General features: G+C 35.1%; 19 protein-coding genes and 1 tRNA gene. 17 read left to right on the top strand and 3 right to left on the bottom strand.

The features are described 5' to 3' along the window. Nucleotides 1-98 precede the first annotated feature (98 nt). The 14 genes from fabG (at nucleotide 99) to RBU60_RS12070 (ending at nucleotide 13,311) form a co-directional block, all read left to right on the top strand. Nucleotides 99-845: a 3-oxoacyl-[acyl-carrier-protein] reductase gene (fabG, locus tag RBU60_RS12135; protein WP_308865318.1), complete on the top strand. Its 747-nt coding sequence runs from the start codon at nucleotides 99-101 to the stop codon at nucleotides 843-845. Nucleotides 846-865: 20 nt separating this feature from the next. Further along, nucleotides 866-2,893, top strand: a complete 2,028-nt coding sequence (locus RBU60_RS12130; RefSeq protein ID WP_308865317.1) for a vWA domain-containing protein — start codon at nucleotides 866-868, stop codon at nucleotides 2,891-2,893. A 19-nt stretch (nucleotides 2,894-2,912) separates the two neighbouring features. Beyond that, nucleotides 2,913-3,728, top strand: a complete 816-nt coding sequence (locus tag RBU60_RS12125; RefSeq protein ID WP_308865316.1) for a prohibitin family protein — start codon at nucleotides 2,913-2,915, stop codon at nucleotides 3,726-3,728. A 220-nt stretch (nucleotides 3,729-3,948) separates the two neighbouring features. Beyond that, complete coding sequence (gene hisG, locus RBU60_RS12120; protein ID WP_308865315.1) at nucleotides 3,949-4,806, top strand: ATP phosphoribosyltransferase; 858 nt, start codon at nucleotides 3,949-3,951, stop codon at nucleotides 4,804-4,806. A gap of 74 nt (nucleotides 4,807-4,880) precedes the next feature. After that, nucleotides 4,881-6,164, top strand: a complete 1,284-nt coding sequence (gene hisD / locus RBU60_RS12115) for a histidinol dehydrogenase (protein ID WP_308865314.1) — start codon at nucleotides 4,881-4,883, stop codon at nucleotides 6,162-6,164. A 99-nt stretch (nucleotides 6,165-6,263) separates the two neighbouring features. After that, complete coding sequence (gene hisC, locus RBU60_RS12110) at nucleotides 6,264-7,316, top strand: histidinol-phosphate transaminase (RefSeq protein WP_308865313.1); 1,053 nt, start codon at nucleotides 6,264-6,266, stop codon at nucleotides 7,314-7,316. Nucleotides 7,317-7,365: 49 nt separating this feature from the next. After that, complete coding sequence (hisB, locus tag RBU60_RS12105) at nucleotides 7,366-8,508, top strand: bifunctional histidinol-phosphatase/imidazoleglycerol-phosphate dehydratase HisB (RefSeq protein WP_308865312.1); 1,143 nt, start codon at nucleotides 7,366-7,368, stop codon at nucleotides 8,506-8,508. 17 nt (nucleotides 8,509-8,525) lie between these two features. After that, nucleotides 8,526-9,119, top strand: coding sequence for an imidazole glycerol phosphate synthase subunit HisH (gene hisH / locus RBU60_RS12100; protein ID WP_308865311.1), 594 nt, complete (start codon nucleotides 8,526-8,528; stop codon nucleotides 9,117-9,119). Nucleotides 9,120-9,157: 38 nt separating this feature from the next. Next, on the top strand, nucleotides 9,158-9,385 hold the full coding sequence (locus RBU60_RS12095; protein WP_308865310.1) for a four helix bundle protein: 228 nt from the start codon (nucleotides 9,158-9,160) through the stop codon (nucleotides 9,383-9,385). Nucleotides 9,386-9,555: 170 nt separating this feature from the next. Next, nucleotides 9,556-10,314, top strand: a complete 759-nt coding sequence (hisA, locus tag RBU60_RS12090; protein WP_308865309.1) for a 1-(5-phosphoribosyl)-5-[(5-phosphoribosylamino)methylideneamino]imidazole-4-carboxamide isomerase — start codon at nucleotides 9,556-9,558, stop codon at nucleotides 10,312-10,314. Continuing rightward, nucleotides 10,304-11,059 (top strand): imidazole glycerol phosphate synthase subunit HisF, encoded by a 756-nt coding sequence (gene hisF, locus RBU60_RS12085; protein WP_308865308.1) that lies wholly within the window; start codon nucleotides 10,304-10,306, stop codon nucleotides 11,057-11,059. Before hisA ends, hisF begins: the two co-directional genes overlap by 11 nt. Nucleotides 11,060-11,237: 178 nt before the next feature. Next, entirely contained in the window at nucleotides 11,238-11,840 is a 603-nt protein-coding gene (hisIE, locus tag RBU60_RS12080) for a bifunctional phosphoribosyl-AMP cyclohydrolase/phosphoribosyl-ATP diphosphatase HisIE (RefSeq protein WP_308865307.1), read from the top strand. Between the two features lie 6 nt (nucleotides 11,841-11,846). Further along, entirely contained in the window at nucleotides 11,847-12,524 is a 678-nt protein-coding gene (locus tag RBU60_RS12075) for a DUF2461 domain-containing protein (RefSeq protein WP_308865306.1), read from the top strand. A 4-nt stretch (nucleotides 12,525-12,528) separates the two neighbouring features. Then, complete coding sequence (locus RBU60_RS12070; protein WP_308865305.1) at nucleotides 12,529-13,311, top strand: tRNA pseudouridine synthase A; 783 nt, start codon at nucleotides 12,529-12,531, stop codon at nucleotides 13,309-13,311. A 46-nt stretch (nucleotides 13,312-13,357) separates the two neighbouring features. Here the strand turns inward: RBU60_RS12070 and corA are convergent, their stop codons facing one another. Both corA and RBU60_RS12060 read right to left on the bottom strand, forming a co-directional pair. Continuing rightward, nucleotides 13,358-14,440 (bottom strand): magnesium/cobalt transporter CorA, encoded by a 1,083-nt coding sequence (corA, locus tag RBU60_RS12065; RefSeq protein ID WP_308865304.1) that lies wholly within the window; start codon nucleotides 14,438-14,440, stop codon nucleotides 13,358-13,360. Nucleotides 14,441-14,443: 3 nt separating this feature from the next. Continuing rightward, a complete protein-coding gene (locus RBU60_RS12060) occupies nucleotides 14,444-14,854 on the bottom strand; it encodes a glyoxalase (protein WP_308865303.1) in 411 nt (136 codons plus the stop codon). A 166-nt stretch (nucleotides 14,855-15,020) separates the two neighbouring features. Here RBU60_RS12060 and RBU60_RS12055 point away from each other — a divergent pair, with 166 nt between their 5' ends. The 3 genes from RBU60_RS12055 (at nucleotide 15,021) to RBU60_RS12045 (ending at nucleotide 17,876) form a co-directional block, all read left to right on the top strand. Beyond that, nucleotides 15,021-16,373: an NAD-dependent succinate-semialdehyde dehydrogenase gene (locus RBU60_RS12055; protein ID WP_308865302.1), complete on the top strand. Its 1,353-nt coding sequence runs from the start codon at nucleotides 15,021-15,023 to the stop codon at nucleotides 16,371-16,373. A 119-nt stretch (nucleotides 16,374-16,492) separates the two neighbouring features. Beyond that, nucleotides 16,493-16,566: transfer RNA gene (locus RBU60_RS12050), tRNA-Arg, on the top strand. A gap of 377 nt (nucleotides 16,567-16,943) precedes the next feature. Further along, nucleotides 16,944-17,876, top strand: a complete 933-nt coding sequence (locus tag RBU60_RS12045) for a mechanosensitive ion channel domain-containing protein (RefSeq protein WP_308865301.1) — start codon at nucleotides 16,944-16,946, stop codon at nucleotides 17,874-17,876. A 184-nt stretch (nucleotides 17,877-18,060) separates the two neighbouring features. Here RBU60_RS12045 and RBU60_RS12040 read toward each other — a convergent pair whose 3' ends face one another. Continuing rightward, nucleotides 18,061-18,429 carry a hypothetical protein gene (locus RBU60_RS12040; RefSeq protein WP_308865300.1) on the bottom strand — a complete coding sequence of 123 codons (369 nt, stop codon included), beginning with the start codon at nucleotides 18,427-18,429 and terminating at the stop codon, nucleotides 18,061-18,063. Nucleotides 18,430-18,572 lie beyond the last annotated feature (143 nt).

Here is an 18,572-nt window from a genome sequence, read left to right as displayed (position 1 = left end):
ATCTAAAAAACCTCTTGAAAATCTCAAGAGGTTTTTTTATGCCTTAACCGCATAGTTGCTTATATTTGAAGCTAGGTTTATAAATTAGACAATCAACTATGAAATTATTAGAAGGAAAAAACGCCATCATCACCGGTGCCAGTAGAGGGATTGGAAGAGGAATTGCGTTAGTCTTTGCTCAACACGGAGCCAATGTAGCTTTTACTTATAGCTCCTCTGTACAAGCCGCACAAGATTTAGAAAAAGAATTAACTGCCTTAGGAATTAAAGCAAAAGGATATAAAAGTAATGCGGCAAGTTTTGAAGAGTCGCAAGAATTGGTAGAGAAAGTAAAGAAAGACTTTTCTAGCATTGATATCTTAATTAACAACGCGGGAATTACCAAAGATAATTTATTGATGCGTATGACCGAAGAGGATTTTGACAAAGTGGTTGAAATCAACTTAAAGTCGGTGTTTAATATGACCAAAGCGGTGCAACGTACTATGTTAAAGCAACGCAAAGGAAGCATTATTAATATGAGTTCTGTCGTTGGAGTTAAAGGAAACGCCGGACAGTCAAATTATGCAGCGTCTAAAGCCGGAATGATTGGTTTCTCTAAATCTATGGCTTTAGAGTTAGGTTCTCGAAACATTAGAACTAACGTCATTGCCCCTGGATTTATAGAAACTGAAATGACCGCTAAACTGGATGAGAAAACGGTAGAAGGTTGGCGAAATGCAATTCCGTTAAAACGCGGAGGAAGCCCAGAAGACATCGCTAATGCTTGTGTATTTTTAGGAAGTGATTTAAGTAGCTACATCACCGGTCAAGTCTTAAATGTAGACGGTGGAATGCTAACTTAAAATATTTTTAAAGTAATTTAATGGCAGGACAAACCCTTCTTTTTACGATTTTAGCAGCTGTAGTAGCATTAGGCTTGTCTTTGTTGTTCTATTTCTATAACAGCACAAAGAAACGCTCAAAACACTGGATTATTTTCAGTGTTTTGCGCTTTTTAAGCTTATTTTCTCTGTTCTTATTATTGATAAATCCTAAGTTAGAAACCCTTGAGCTTTCTACAGAAAAACCCAATTTGGTTTTTGCGGTAGACAATTCTTCCTCTATTGCTTATTTTAAAGAAGAAGAAAATGTAAGATCGTTTCTTCAGCAAATCGAAGAGCACAAAGCCCTACAAGAGAAATTTAAGGTAGATTATTATAGCTTTGGCAGTCAAATTAAAAAGTTGGATACGCTTTCCTTTACGGAAAATAAAACCCAAATCACTCCTTTATTCGACAACTTAACAGAAATTTATGCAGATCAAGTAACGCCAACGATCCTCATCACCGATGGAAACCAAACTTATGGGCAGGATTATCTATATAAGGTAAAACAATATCCGCAAGATCTGTATGCGGTAGCCGTGGGTGATACCACTTCGTATAGTGATTTAAAGATTGAAAGAGTTAACGTAAATAAATACGCTTATTTAAACAATAAATTTCCGGTAGAGGTTTTCTTAAGTTATACGGGGGAAGAACCCATCCAAAAAGAGGTAAAAATTGAATTAGGGAATTCTAAAGTGTTTTCAAAAAAGATCTCTTTTTCTAAAGAAAATAATAGTGAGATACTGCAAGTCAATTTGCCGGCCAATCGCGTAGGCTTGCTTTCTTATACTATTACTGCGGAAACGATTGAGAACGAAAAAAATACCAGCAACAATACTAAAAAGTTTCTGGTAGAGGTGATCGATGAAAAGACCAATGTCTTAATCTTGGCCTCATATTTACATCCAGATTTGGGTGCTTTTAAAAAGGCGATAGAAAGCAATCAACAACGGGAAGCTTCCATTCAGCTTATTTCAGATTTTAATGGAAGTCTGTTATACTATCAACTGGTTCTGTTGTATCAACCTACTTCGGCTTTTAAAAATGTATTCGATCAAATCCGTAAAGAAAAACTAAACAGCTTAATCGTTACAGGTACAAAAACCGATTATCAATTCTTAAATAAGAGTCAGGAGTTCTTCCGTAAAGAAATTTACACGCAATTGGAAGAATTTCAGCCGAGTTATCATTCGGGATATAGCAGTTTTCAACAACCCGATATTCAGTTTAGTAGTTTCCCTCCTTTAAAGGATTACTTTGGAGAGGTGGCTTTTGAAACGGCTCCGCAAGTTCTGTTATATCAAAACATTAACGGCGTAAAAACCAATCTCCCTATCATCGCTACAACGGAAAAAAATCAGCAAAAAATAGGATTCTTATTCGGTGAAAATACGTGGCAATGGCGTTCTAAAAGCTATGTGCAGCAAAAAAGTTATGAAAGTTATGACGACTTTTTTGGTAGGCTAATTCAGTATCTTTCGTCTAATCAATGTAGAGAACGCTTAACGATAGACGCACAGCCTTTTTATAATTACGGAGATAAAATTAGCATAATAGCTGGTTATTTTGATAAAAACTATGCTTTTGACGATCGTGCTAAATTAGAAATATCTCTTCAAGAAGAAGAGAGCGAGGAGAAGTTTCAATATCCTTTTATTCTTCAATCTCATAGCTACGAAGTAAATTTAAGTCAGCTTCAACCGAGTACGTACACGTATAAAGTGACGGTGGAGGAAGAAAATATTCAAAAAACGGGAAGCTTTACGATTGTTGATTTTGAAGTGGAAAAGCAGTTTTTAAATGCCCACGTAGCTCAACTTCAAAAAATCAGTAAAGATAGTGTATATTTCCTATCTCAAGGAGAGGCTTTATTGAATCAACTGGTAGCGAGTAAAGACTATCAACCCGTTCAAAAGAGCGCGGTTAAAAAGAGCAGTTTAATAGACTGGAAAATCCTTTTAGGTATAATTATATTATGCCTTTCGGCGGAATGGTTCCTAAGAAAATATAAAGGATTAATTTAAGATTAATATGAAAGAAAATATGGAAAGATTACCAAAAGTGGCTCTGCCAGCAGTATTTATTGGTATTGTAATTATTATTTTAATTTTTAAAAGTACGGTTACTATAGGCTCTGGTGAAGCAGGGGTTCTTTACAAAACTTTTGATGGCGGAGTGGTAGATGATGGACCACCATTAAGTGAGGGGTTTCATTTTATAGCACCTTGGAACAGTGTTTTTATTTATGAGGCCAGACAGCAATCATTAGATGAAAAAATGCAGGTGTTAAGTTCTAACGGTTTAGAGATTAAATTAGATGCTTCTACGTGGTTTCAGCCAAAATATGAAGACCTAGGAAAATTGCATAAAGAAAAGGGAGAGCAATATATTGAGCGATTATTAAAGCCAGCTGTTAGATCTGCGGCTAGAGCTGTAGTGGGAAGATATAGTCCAGAGCAATTGTACTCTAGTAAACGAGAAGCGATTCAAAATGAGATTTTAGAAGAGACACAAATTCTTTTAAAAGAGCAGTATGTGCAAGTGAATGAAGTTTTGGTAAGAGACGTTTCTTTACCTACGACTATTAAAGATGCGATTGAACGTAAATTGCGTCAAGAGCAAGAGTCTTTGGAGTACGAATTTAGATTGACGAAAGCCACGAAAGAAGCAGAGCGTCAAAGAATTGATGCCGAAGGTAAAGCCAGAGCAAATACGATTTTAAGTGAGTCCCTTACCGAAAAAGTACTGAAAGAAAAAGGAATTCAGGCTACGGTAGAGTTGGCTAAATCGAATAATGCAAAAACGGTCATCATAGGAAACTCAGATAACGGAATGCCAATTATTTTAGGCGGTAATTAGACAAAACTTAAAGTTTTACCAAACTACAAATATCTCCTAAATAATTTATATGTTTGCATCTAACATGAGAACATTTAATTTACATCATCATTTTCACTTCCACGCTTAGGCGAGGTGATAATGTATTTGAGGTAATTCAAAAATATTTTACAAACCCGTTTGAGTAGTCAAACGGGTTTTCTGTTTTTATACCTGACTGCTCAAACTTTTAATTTTAATTATGAAAAAATTAAAGATTGCAATTCAAAAATCGGGGAGACTACACGATGATTCCCTTAAAATTTTAAAAGAAGCTGGTATTTATATCGATGACGCTAGAGGACAGCTAAAGACTTCTGCTAGGAATTTTCCTTTAGAAGTTTTATACTTAAGAAATGCAGATATTCCCCAATACTTAAGAGATGGTGTGGTAGATGTTGCCATTATTGGTGAAAACTTGTGGGTAGAAAAAGGAAGTGATCTCCCCATTGCCGAAAAATTGGACTTTTCTAAATGTAAAGTTTCCATAGCAGTACCTAAAGACTCTTCTTATCAAAATTTATCGGACTTAAATGGTAAAAAGATTGCCACTTCTTACCCCAACACGGTTCAAAACTATTTGGATAAAAAAAACATTTCGGCAGAATTGCATATCATTAGTGGCTCTGTAGAAATTGCTCCTAATATAGGATTGGCAGATGCGATTGTGGATATTGTTTCTAGTGGTAACACACTTTTTAAAAATAACCTAAAAGAGGTAGAAGAGATTTTAAAAAGTGAGGCGATACTTACAGTTTCCCCTAAAATAGAACCCAAAGCGAAGCAGATATTAGAAAAACTTCAGTTTAGAATACAATCGGTTTTAAAAGCCAGAACTTCTAAATATGTATTGCTTAATGCGCCTAATGATAACATCAAAGAAATCATTAAAATCTTACCAGGAATGAAAAGTCCTACGCTTCTTCCTCTTGCAAAAGAGGGATGGAGTTCCCTACATTCGGTGATTGAGGAAGAAAGATTTTGGGAAGTAATCGACGATCTAAAAGCCCAAGGAGCTGAAGGTATTTTGATTTGTCCTATTGAAAAAATGGTGTTATAGAAAAACAATTAGGTTTAACTAAGAACTAATATTTTTAAAATGGAGGTTTTAACCTTAAATTCAAGATTAAGAATATGCATATTATAAAGAATCCGTCGCCAAAACAATGGCCAGACTTACTGAAAAGACCTACCCAAAGTTTAGAAAGTATAGAAACAAAGGTAGAGGAGGTATTTAAAGAAGTAAGCGCTAAAGGAGACCAAGCTATTTTAAAATATACTCAATTATTTGATGGGGTTGCTTTATCAAATTTTAAAGTAACTCCTCAAGAAATAGAGGAGGCAAAGAATTTGGTACCGCAAGAGTTGCAGCAAGCTATTCAGCAAGCAAAAGAAAACATTACAAAATTTCACGCAGCTCAAAGAACAAAACCTCTAAGAGTTGAAACGCAAAACGGAGTGGAATGTTGGCAAGAAAAACGACCTATTCAAAAAGTGGGATTATATATTCCGGGAGGTTCGGCGCCATTATTTTCTACTATTCTCATGTTAGCGATTCCTGCAAATCTAGCGGGTTGCCAAGAGATTGTTTTGTGTTCTCCTCCCAATAAAGAAGGAAAGCTTGATCCTGCTATTTTATATACTGCCAATTTATGTGGCGTGACCAATCTTTTAAAAGTTGGAGGCATTCAAGCCATTGCAGGAATGACCTTTGGGACAGAAAGTATTCCTCAAGTGTATAAAATTTTTGGTCCTGGGAATCAATTTGTTACCGTAGCCAAGCAATTGGCGACCAAATATAATGTGGCTATCGATATGCCGGCAGGACCTTCTGAATTGCTAGTGTTTGCAGATGAGACTGCAAAAGCTAATTTTGTAGCTTCAGATTTACTTTCACAAGCAGAACACGGAGCTGATAGTCAAGTGATTTTGGTAACCACTTCAGAAAAGATGCTTCAGGAAGTAGAAAAAGAAGTGAAAAAGCAATTAGAATCACTTCCGCGGAAACAAATGACGGCTAAAGCAATTCAAAATTCTAAGCTTATTTTGATGAATACAGAAAAGTCTGCTTTAGCGCTTATCAATGCATATGCGCCAGAGCATTTTATTGTGGTTTCTAAGAATGAAGATTTTTTTATCAACGGAATTCAAAATGCAGGTTCTGTTTTTATAGGAAATTATACGCCAGAAAGTGCTGGAGATTATGCTTCGGGAACAAATCATACGTTACCTACGAATGGTTTTGCTAAACAATATAGCGGCGTGAATTTGGATAGTTTTTTAAAGAGTATGACATTTCAAAAAATAGATGCAACGGGAATTAAAAACCTAGGAAAAACCATCGAATTGATGGCTGAAGCAGAAGGTTTACACGCCCATAAAAATGCGGTAAGCTTACGCTTGAAGAGTTTGGAATAAGTAAATTTTAACTGAACTGGTAGATATTATAAAAATAATGAAAGCTTATGATTTGCTAAATGCTGCAAAAAAGAAGCTTCAGTTAAATGCGATTTAGATATGAAAGAAGAATTTAATCTACAAAACCTAGTAAGGTCTAATGTGAGAAAGCTACAAGGCTATGCTTCTGCTCGCGATGAATTTAAGGCAAACAAAACTGGCATGACTTTTCTAGATGCGAATGAGAATCCGTTTGAAAATGGACTCAATCGCTATCCAGATCCGCAGCAGCGTGAATTAAAATCCGCTTTAGCGAAATTAAAAAATGTAAAACCAACTCAAATTCTCTTAGGAAACGGGAGCGATGAAGTTTTAGATCTTTTATTTAGAGCTTTTTGTGAGCCTAAAGAAGACAATGTCATCACTTTACCGCCAAGTTATGGTATGTACCGAGTTTTGGCAGAGATTAATGCTATTGAAAATCGAGAGGTTTTTTTAGATAAAGATTTTGAACCTCACCTTCGTGCGATATTAGAGCAGCAAGACAACAACACCAAACTTTTGTTTATCTGTTCTCCAAATAATCCAACAGGGAATTCTTTTGACGCCCGAAGCCTTAAAAATCTATTGGAAAATTTTAATGGTTTGGTGGTGATTGATGAAGCCTATATTGATTTTTCGACCTATGAAAGTTGGGTAAATTTTTTGGATATCTATCCTAATTTGGTGGTGGTGCAAACTATGTCTAAGGCTTACGGAATGGCGGGAATTCGTTTAGGAATTGCTTACGCTTCCGTGGAAATAATCACGGTCTTAAACAAAATAAAACCTCCCTATAATATTAATGAAGTCACTCAGCAACACGCTTTAAAAAGAGTTTTGGATATAAATAACGTAATGGATGAAGTAGAAACTATGCTAAAGCAAAGAGAACAACTTATTCCCGAATTATCCTCTATAGGATATATTGAAAAAGTTTATTCCAGTGATGCTAATTTTGTATTGGTAAAGGTAGATAATGCCTTGCAACGGTATCAAGAATTGATACAAAAGGGAATTGTGGTTAGAAATAGAACTCAAGACCCTTTATGCGATAATACGTTAAGATTTAGCATAGGAACCCCAGAGGAGAATCAAAAATTACTGCAAGTTTTAAAAGAAATGGATTTGTAGAAGAGCTTTTTTGCAGCCTAATAAAATGTAAAATAAAAAATTAATAAAGATGAAAAAAGTACTTTTTATAGATAGAGATGGAACTTTAATTCTTGAACCCGAAGGTCAACAAATTGATAGTTTAGAGAAGTTAGAATTTTATCCTGAAGCCATTTATTACCTTTCTAAAATTGCTAAAGAATTAGATTATGAATTGGTGATGGTGACTAACCAAGATGGTTTAGGAACCAAAGCATTTCCTGAAGAAGATTTTTGGCCTATTCAACATTTTATAGAAAAAGTATTTGCCAATGAAGGGGCTGTTTTTGTAGAAAGTTTAATTGATAAAACTTTTGCTAAAGACAATGCAGATACAAGAAAGCCAAATATTGGCTTATTAAAGCAGCAAGCTTACTTACAAGAAGGTAAATATGATTTAAAGAACTCTTTTATGCTAGGGGATCGTCTAACAGATATGGAGTTTGCTTATAATTTTGGAGGGAAAGGAATCTTTATAAATACGCACGTAGAATTAGGTGCAGATGAAATTAAAAACGATAAAAAGGAAGTTGAAAATGCAATTGCGTTAGAAACCAATTCTTGGCGAGAGATTTATGAATTTTTAAAGCTAGAAAATAGATCTGCGCAGATGATTAGAAAAACGAATGAAACCAATATTTTCATAGAATTAAATCTAGATGGTACAGGAAAGGCGCAAATAGAAACAGGAATTCCTTTTTTTAATCATATGCTAGAGCAAATTGCGCGACATGGAAATATGGACCTAGTTATTGAAGTAAAAGGAGATTTGGAGGTAGACGAACATCATACCATTGAAGATACTGCGATTGCTTTAGGGGAAGTCTTTTCTAAAGCTTTAGGGAACAAATTAGGTATAGAACGCTATGGTTTTTATTTGCCTATGGACGATTGCCTCGCGCAAGTTGCTATTGATTTTGGAGGGAGAAATTGGTTGGTTTGGGAAGCTGATTTCAAGCGAGAAATGATAGGCAAAATGCCTACAGAAATGTTTTATCATTTCTTCAAATCCTTTACGGATGGCGCGAAGGCCAATTTAAACATTAAAGCGGAAGGCACTAATGAACACCATAAAATTGAAGCCATTTTTAAAGCTTTCGCAAAAGCTATGAAAGCAGCCGTAAAGCGAGATACAGAGAAAATGCTTTTACCTTCTACCAAAGGAATGTTATAACAAGAAATTAAAAGCAAATGAAAATAGTGATTATAGATTACGGCGCAGGTAATATACAGAGCATTAAATTTGCTCTCCAACGCTTGGATTTTGAGGCGACTTTAACGGCTAATGCAGAAGAAATTCGGCAAGCTGACAAAGTGATTTTTCCTGGAGTAGGAGAAGCAAGTAGTGCGATGAAGAAATTGAAATCTACCGGATTAGATCAGTTAATTCCACTTTTAACTCAACCTGTATTGGGCATTTGCTTAGGAATGCAGTTGATGTGTTTACATACGGAAGAAGGAAATACTACTGGACTCAAAATTTTTAATACCATAATAAAACGTTTTTCTAATCAAGTAAAAGTCCCTCAAATAGGGTGGAACCAAATTTCAGAATTAGAATCGAATTTATTTAATGAAATAGCAGAAAATGAATTTATGTATTTGGTGCATAGCTTTTATGCAGAATCCTGTCCAGAAATGATTGCTCAAACCCATTACGAATTGGATTACGCTTCTGCTTTACGGAAAAATAATTTCTATGGCGTACAATTTCATCCCGAAAAAAGCAGTAAAGCCGGAGAAAAGATATTAGATAATTTTTTGAAGTTAGAAGGACGAACTTAGAAGTACGAAGTAACAAATTCAAACTTAACTATAAAATTATGTATGATTTAAAAGAGCGAACAAAAAAATTTGCTATTGATTGTTGGCATTTATGTTCAAAAATTCCAAATAACAGAGAATATAATGCTTATGTAAGGCAACTAATACGATGTTCTAGTTCAGTTGGTGCAAATTATAGGGCATCCCAAAGAGCTAAATCTACGGCTGATTTTATTAATAAATTAAAAATAGTTGAAGAAAAGCAGATGAATCAATGTATTTTTTAGAATTACTAGAGAATATATATCCTTCTGAAAATATAGAAATAAAAAAATTACATTCCGAAGCAAATGAAATTGTATCAATAATTGTTGCTTCAATTAATAAAACTAGAAACAAAATCAAATAACCTTTAAGCCTTAATTTCGTATTTCTAATTTCTAAAATCCCACTTCCAATGAGAATTATACCCGCTATAGATATTATTGACGGTAAGTGTGTTCGCCTCACCAAAGGCGATTATAGCACCAAAAAAATATACCATGAAAATCCTTTAGAAGTCGCCAAGCAATTGGAAGCGCACGGAATAGAATATTTACATCTAGTAGATTTGGATGGCGCTAAACATAAGCATATTGTTAACTATAAAGTCTTGGAAAACATTGCTTCAAAAACGAGTTTGAAAATAGATTTTGGTGGCGGACTCAAATCTGATCAAGATGTAAAAATAGCGTTTGTAAGCGGAGCTAGACAAATCACGGGAGGAAGTATTGCCGTGAAAGATCCATCCATATTTAAACGATGGCTCCAGGAATATGGTTCAGATAAAGTCATTTTAGGAGCCGATGCTAAAGATGAAAAAATTGCCATTAGTGGTTGGCAAGAAGATTCTAAAGAAGAATTAATTCCATTAATTCAAAAGTATCAAAAAAAGGGTATTGAATACGTAATTTGCACCGATATTAGCAAAGATGGGATGCTGGAAGGACCTTCTTTTGATTTATATCAAAAAATACTAAAAGAAACTGTCACTTCGAGCGGAGTAGAGAAGTTGAAACTGATTGCCTCTGGAGGAATTTCTAACTTTGGAGAACTTCCTAAACTTGCTAAAATGGGCTGTGAAGGAGTAATTATTGGAAAAGCTATTTATGAGGCAAGAATCAGTTTAAAACAATTAGAAAATTTTATAATAAATCCATCATCTCATGCTGACTAAAAGAATTACCCCTTGCTTGGATATCAAAAACGGAAGAACGGTAAAAGGAATTAATTTTCTAGATTTACGTGATGCCGGCGATCCAGTGGAATTAGCTGAATTTTATGCTAAGAATGGAGCAGATGAATTGGTATTTTTAGACATTTCGGCAACAGAGGAAAAACGAAAAACCTTAGTTAATTTAGTGCTTCAAGTAGCTGAAAAAGTGAATATTCCATTTACTGTTGGAGGCGGAATTTCTTCCGTTAAGGATGTAGATGTATTATTGCAATGTGGAGCAGATAAAGTTTCTATAAATTCTTCAGCAGTTAAAAGACCAGAATTGATTAACGAACTTTCTGCTAAATTCGGTAACCAATGTGTCGTGGTTGCTATTGATGCTAAGCAGATTGATGGAGAATGGATCGTACATTTGGTTGGTGGTAAAGAGGCCACAAAACTCCATTTATTCACTTGGGCAAAAGAAGTAGAAAAGCGTGGCGCAGGTGAAATTTTATTTACCTCTATGAACCATGACGGTACAAAAAATGGATTTGCTAATGAGGCGCTCTCTCGCTTATCTCAAGAACTTAATATCCCCATTATCGCTTCTGGCGGCGCGGGAACTAAAGAACATTTTTCTGCTGCTTTTAAAGAAGGTAAAGCAGATGCGGCTTTGGCAGCAAGTGTTTTTCATTTTAAGGAAATCGCAATTCCAGACTTGAAGCGTTTTTTAAGCAAAGAAGGAATTTTAGTGAGAAAATAGAATATTAACGTCAAGCGGACTTTGATTTAGCATCACACTACAATGTATGCGATAAAATTTTAATGATGAGATCCTGAAACAAGTTCAGGATGACAAGAAAATAATAAATGTCACCTCGAGCCTTTCGTCTTCGCTCAAGACAGGCTAAAGTCGAGAGGCTATTTAAAAATATAAAGAAATGAATATAGATTTCGAAAAAAACAATAATGGACTCGTACCTGCCATTATTCAGGATTACAAAACACAAAAAGTTTTGATGCTGGGGTATATGAATGAAGAGGCTTTTTTAGTAACCAATCAAACCAAAAAAGTGACTTTCTTTAGTAGAAGTAAGCAACGATTATGGACAAAAGGGGAGGAGAGTGGAAATTTTCTTCGTTTAGTAAATATAAAACTAGACTGTGATAGGGATACGCTTTTAATTCAGGTAAATCCAGAAGGTCTTGTTTGTCACACCGGTACAGATACGTGTTGGCAAGAAGAAAATAAGCAAGACTATGGTTTTATTTCTGAATTAGAACAAATTATCGAAAACCGAAAAAATAGAGCTAATTCCGAAGAAAGTTATATAGCTTCTTTATTTGAAAAGGGAATGAATAAAATTGCTCAAAAAGTAGGAGAGGAAGCGGTAGAAGTTGTTATAGAAGCGAAAGATAATAATGTAGAATTATTTTTAAATGAATCGGCAGATTTGTTATTTCATTACCTAATTTTGCTAAAAGCCAAGGGCTATTCAATTCAGGACGTGATTCAGGTTTTAGAAGAGCGTCACGAAAAATAAAAATATATGAAATCAGTTTCTAAAGAAATGCTTCAGTTTTTAAAGAAGCTAAAGAGTAATAATAACCGTGAGTGGTTTGATGAGCATAAACCAGAGTTTAAGGCGCTAGAAGCAGAGATAAAACTTTTTTACAAAGATGTAAGTGTTTTAATGCAAAAACACGACATCATTGAAAAAACAAAAGCCTTTAGAATTTATAGAGATGTACGTTTTTCAAAAAATAAAACTCCTTACAAACAGCACGTTGCGGCTAATTTTACTCGAAAAAAACCAGCTTTAAGAGGCGGTTATTACTTACATATACAACCCGATAACAAATCTTTTATCGCGGTAGGTTTTTGGGCTCCCCATAAAGAAGACCTGAAACGCATCCGTAAAGAATTAGAAATTGACGCGAGCGATTTAAGAGCAATTCTACAAGATAAAAACCTGCTTAAGTATTGGGGAGAAATGCAAGGAGAAACTCTAAAAACAGCTCCGCGTGGTTTTGATAAAACCCATAAGGATATTGATTTAATTAATCATAAGCAGTTTACTTTCACCAAAAATTTTACCGATAAAGAAGTCTTGCAAGCCAATTTTGCTGAAGTGGTAGATGAACACTATAAAGCGATTAGACCCTTTTTTGATTATATGAGCGAAATCTTAACGACAGATCTAAACGGACTTTCTTTAATAGACTAGAAATATGCAGCGTAAAAAGTTCTTTTATCTTATTGAACTCCAATATTTAGGTTTTCGTTATCACGGATGGCAAAAACAACCCGATGTTCTTACTGTCGAAAAAATGGTAGAACGAACCCTTTCTTACATTCTTGATCGGCGAAGGTTTAAAGTCATTGCAGCAGGAAGAACCGATGCAAAAGTATCGGTCAACCAAACTTATATAGAGTTATTTCTAGAGGAAACGCCGCTAGAATTGGAAGAATTTTTTGAGTTGCTCAATCAAAATTTACCTCAAGATGTAAGGGCATTAAGTATTAAAGAAACCGATGCTAAATTCAATATCATTCAGCATCCTAAAGTAAAGGAATACATTTACTTGTTTAGCTATGGAGAGAAATTTCATCCCTTTTGCGCTCCGTTTATGATTCATATTTCAGACGACTTAAATATTTCTGAAATGAAAAAAGCTGCGCAGCTTTTTGAAGGCGAGCATGATTTTAGGTCGTATTGCTATAAACCTACACTCACAACACAAACGCAGGGAAGGATTTTACACTGCGAATTAAAAGAAAACACCCTGTATACGGCTAACTTCTTTCCAGAGAAAAGCTATCTGCTTCAGGTGAAAGGCGAAGGTTTTAAACGGCATCAAATACGCTTGATGATGGGCGCACTTTTAGATATAGGGAAAGGGAAGATGGACTTAGATTTTATCAAACGCACTTTAGATCCGCAAGAAGATATCAAGTTAGAGCATATCGCTCAAGCTTCGGGATTAATGCTGCACGAAGTGACTCTAAAATAAAGAATCATCATTCCGTAAAGCGACATTCATAAGAGATGGGTCTAACCTAAAGCCACTTTTTTCTTTTAAAATACCAGAGCATCATTACAAAGAGAATTAGCATCACTCCCCAAACATAGAAATAAGCATATTTAAAATGAAGTTCGGGCATATAATCAAAATTCATCCCATAAACCCCCGCAATAAAGGTTAGAGGAATAAAAATACTCGCCATAATGGTTAATACTTTCATCACTTCATTCATTTTATTGCTAATGGTAGTCATATACATATCCATGAGTCCCCAAGTCATCTCACGGTAAACCTCAATGTTTTCAGAAACTTGAATAATGTGATCGTACAAATCTCTTAAGTAATGATTGGTTTTTTCGTGAATAAGCGGATGTTCTCCTTTTTCTAAGCGGTTAATGACTTCCCTTAACGGATATATAGCGCGGCGTATTCGAATAATTTCTCGTTTTAGTTCTTGAATGTCTTGCGTGATATTCTCATCTGGATTTTCTAAGAAAAGACTATCCTCCAAAGATTCAATCTTATCGCCCATGGTTTCAATAATGACAAAATAATTATCTATAATGGCATCTAAAATCGCATAGGCGAGATAATCTGCGCCAGAGTTACGTATTCTACCTTTAGAATTTTTGATGCGGTCTCGTAGTGCATCAAACACATCACCATCGGCTTCTTGGAAAGTGAGTATATATTTATTCCCCAACACCATGCTAATATGTTCCTTTACCAATTCCCCATCTTCTGTATAATATAGCATCTTAAGAACAATGAAAATATACTTATCGTATTCATCAATTTTAGGCCGTTGCTGCGTGTTTACAATATCTTCAAGGATTAAGGGATGTAAGCCATAATACTTTCCTAATTGCTCAATTTCTGTCGTAGCATTTAAGCCGTTTACGTTAACCCAAGTAACATTTTCAGAATCTTTATATTGAAATACATCTTTTACCTGGTTGGTATGTTTTACCTGATGGCTCTCTTTGGTATAATCTATAATTTCTAGAGAGGTAGCAAGGTTTTCTTTATTCCCTACATAAACTACATGCCCCGGAACCTGGTTAAACGAGGTATTTTTAATCTTGGCTTTTCTATGTTTCTTTTTTCTTTTGCTCATAATTTAAATTGGAGAAGGGGAGGGCTCAAACAATTGAATACTATCCATCAAACGTTTTTTTACCAAATTCATCATGCGTTTATTCAATGTCGAAGAATTTTGAATGTACAATTCATATTCTTCCGTAGTAAATTGTCCGATGATCATTCCTTTTACACTATTTCTAAATTTAGTGTCTTTTTGAATAGCATTCTCAATGTAGGCCATTCTTTTTTCTAAAGAGAGTTGAGAAAACACATTTTTATGCTTTTGAATGTAATTTTTAAACACCGCTAACAGTAAATGGTGCTGTAATTTGATGACAGGTCTTAGCGTTATATTTTGAAATTTTTCATCAAAAGACATATTTTCCTGCAGTTGAATCCCTTCAATAACAGGTCTTGTCTCTAGTAAGCCTTTATTTCGCTGAATCATAATCCATAGATTTTTATTAAAGTTAACCATTCATATATTTTCTAAATGTTAAATTAAAAAGAGGTTATTCACTTTTTTTCCACAAAAGCAATAGTTAAAATCATCTTAATAAAATCGCTATCTAGCGCACTATTCTTACTTTTATAGGGAATGAATTTATACCATTATGATCAAATCTATCAATCCATATACAAACGAAACCATTGAAAAATTTAAACAAGATTCAAAGAGTACGCTTAGTAAAAAAATAAAATTAGCCGATAAAACCTTTCAAACTTGGAGCAAAACAGATTATGCCCGAAAAAAGACTTTAATGCTTCAATTGGCGAAAGAATTAAAGAAAAATAAGAACGATTATGCGCTAGCGATTACCAGAGAAATGGGGAAGCCTATTTCCCAAGCGGTAGCCGAAATAGAAAAATGTGCTTGGGTGTGTGAATATTATGCTGCCAACGCCAAGTCTCAATTAAAACCTATAGAGATTAAAACCGATGCGAAGAAATCTTATGTCAGGTTTGATCCTATTGGAGCGGTTTTAGCCGTTATGCCGTGGAATTATCCCTTTTGGCAGGTATTTAGGTTTGCAGTGCCTTCATTAATGGCTGGGAATGTATGTCTTCTTAAACACTCTACCAATGTGATGCGCAGTGCCGAAAATATACAACAAGCCTTTCTAAATGCTGGTTTTCCAGAAGGCTGTTTTCAAAACCTAATTATTAAGAGCAGCAAGGTAGAAGACGTCATTAGAAATAAAAGAGTAAAAGCAGTTACGCTTACCGGAAGTAAAGCTGCAGGAAGCTCAGTGGCTTCTATTGCTGCCGAAGAAATAAAGAAATCGGTTTTAGAATTGGGAGGGAGCAATGCCTTGGTTGTTTTTGAAGATGCTAAAATGGACGAGACTATTAAAACCTGTGTGCAGGCAAGATTTCAGAATACAGGACAGAGTTGTATTGCCGGAAAGCGATTGTTGGTTCATGAATCTATATACTTAGACTTTATAGAAGGTTTTATTACGGAAGTAAGAGAGCTCAAAAGCGGAAGCCCAGAAGATGAAGATACTTTTATTGGGGTCATGGCTTCAGAAAAACTTGCCAAGGAGTTAGAGGCGCAATTAACGTCTTCTGTAGAGAAAGGAGCCAAGGTTATCTTGGGTGGGAAGCGAAGCAAAGCTTATTTTGAGCCCACCGTAGTGATTAATGTAAATAAAAAATCTCCTCTTTTTGAAGAAGAAACTTTTGGTCCCGTTATGGCGGTGACTTCTTTTAAGACCGATATGGAAGCTTTAGATTTAATCAATCGTTCTAAATTTGGACTTGGGGTTTCGATTTTTACGGCAGACTTGGAAAGAGCAAAAGCGATGGTCCCACATATTGAGGATGGAGCTGTTTTTATTAATGAGATGGTAAAAAGCGATCCGCGCTTGCCTTTCGGCGGAACAAAAGAATCTGGCTTTGGTCGAGAGCTATCTTCTTTCGGCATTCATGAGTTTGTAAATAAAAAAACGGTCTATATTAAGTAGGTATTTTAACTGATTCTTAGAAGGTTAAAAGTTAATGTTCATTTTTATTAAAATTAAGGCTTTTAAAAGCTTGATTTTTTTAAAACAATTAATATATTTGCACCGCTTTAAAGCATAAGGGTTGCATAGCTCAGTTGGATAGAGCACCTGCCTTCTAAGCAGGCGGTCCCAGGTTCGAATCCTGGTGCAATCACAGCCTAAAACCTCACTAATAGTGGGGTTTTGTTGTTTTTGGGTGTAAATGGTTATTGTCACGAAAAAAACAGATCAAGACTGTCTCTTCGAGTGCTTGTTTTGAAGTAAAACTGAAGAACAAGTTTATCGAGAAGTCTTACAAAGTAAATGACAAGCTCAAGTCGATAAATGAATGTTAACCTAAAATAAGAAATTATTTCTTAAGCTATGAATTAGGTTATAACTCCTCGTTATTTGGTATAATGCCTAAACCTTCTTACTTTAGGCATATAGATGCGTAGTTTCATAAAATCATATCAAAATTCTCCGTTTAAAATAATCCCATACCACATTTAAATGCGGTATTTTCACCCATTAGATTAGAACTGAAGCCCCATGAAGTTTAAAAATAAAGAGCAAAATAAAAGATGGATTGTAATTTATGCAATCCTGGCGGTCATCCTACTTGCCGTATATTATTTGTTGAATTTGGAGATTTTGGACTCTTGGGATAAGTACATTCCCTTCCTTAAGAAATTCACTTTAAGCTTAATTCTCATCTCCATCATCTTTATGATTAGTAAAATCATAGGGAGGGTAGTCAACAGTCAAAACCATCTGGAAGGGGATCGATATAACCTCTTACGAATTATACGTTTTATTTCTATTGTACTGAGTCTTATTGTAGTGACTTCCTTTTTATTTCAGAATTTATTGGCAGCAGCGGCAACTTTAGGACTATTTTCTTTGATTTTAGGTTTTGCTTTGCAGGCACCCATCACTTCATTTATTGCGTGGATTTATTTAATTTTCCGACGCTCGTATTTGGTAGGGGATCGTATTCAAATCAAAGGTTTTCGCGGAGATGTGGTAGAAATTAGTTATTTAGATACTTCTATCTTGGAATGCAGCGGAGATTATTTAGGCAATGATAGAAAGAGTGGTAGAACCATTAGATTCCCTAATAGCCTTATCTTAAAAGAAGAAATCACTAATTATTCGGGGCCAGATGTTCCCTTTATATGGAATGAAACTCCGCTTCAAATAGCATTCACGAGTGATCTACAATTCGTGGAAGACTGTCTATTGAAAGCTAGTCTTGATGATTTTAAAGAACGCTATCCACAGCTAGATTCTCAAAAGAGAGACGCTTGGAAGCCAGCGGTTTATTTTAGAATAAATACTTATGCTTGGATGGAGGCAGTAATCTCCTACCCTGTGGAGCCATTAGATACTACGGGTCGTAGAAATCGTATTTTGAGAGCTGCGTTGCCTGTGTTAAATAGCGCCCCAGATAAAGTGAAGTTCCCTGAAGGTTCACTTCGCTAACACGAAAATTAGACTCAATTTAATATAAATTATTAGTTGAAATGATCTAGTGTAAATAATTGTATATCAATTATCTATTAGTTTTTTTGTAAAAAAAACAGAGAGAACGCTCCATTTATTTAGAAGTGTCCTCTCTGTTTAAAAATACTTTCTTTATCCGTTGGAGTTTCCTTAATCCACCCCTCTATTCCGCAGCTTCAAGAGCCTTGGTTTCTTTCTGCTTTACAGCTCTATTTCTACAGGTCTTACACAATTCTGAAATTCCTTTTTCATCCCAAGATTTTTTAACCGTTCCGCTGTTTATAACGTCTCTCCCTTTAATATGCTGACAGTCTTCAAAGATGTGGTATTTATTCCCGGCTTTGGTCCAGTACACTTGATCATTGTCAAAGTTTAGGTCTTTTAGTACCGTGGTTTGCTCATTGATCTCCTTCGTATATTTCTCTACAGAAGGCGGATTAAAGTCTACCCCAGAAATACCTGCAATTAGCAAGGCTACAACTGCCACAGAACCAGCAACTCCTTTTGTTTTTTTATCGGTATCCTTGTTCATAAAGATCAGAATCACCAAAGGTATGGAGTGTCTACCTTTGATGTGACGATTTTTTAGAGTCCATAGATATTTATAGATTTAAATTATGGCAAAAAAACATGATAACGAGTTTAAGTTAATGATAGTAGAGCTATTGAAAGCTG

This window comes from Mesonia profundi, from assembly GCF_031085155.1.
In the GTDB taxonomy this organism is placed as follows: Bacteria; Bacteroidota; Bacteroidia; order Flavobacteriales; family Flavobacteriaceae; genus Mesonia; species Mesonia profundi.
This window is presented reverse-complemented; position numbering and strand designations above follow the sequence as displayed.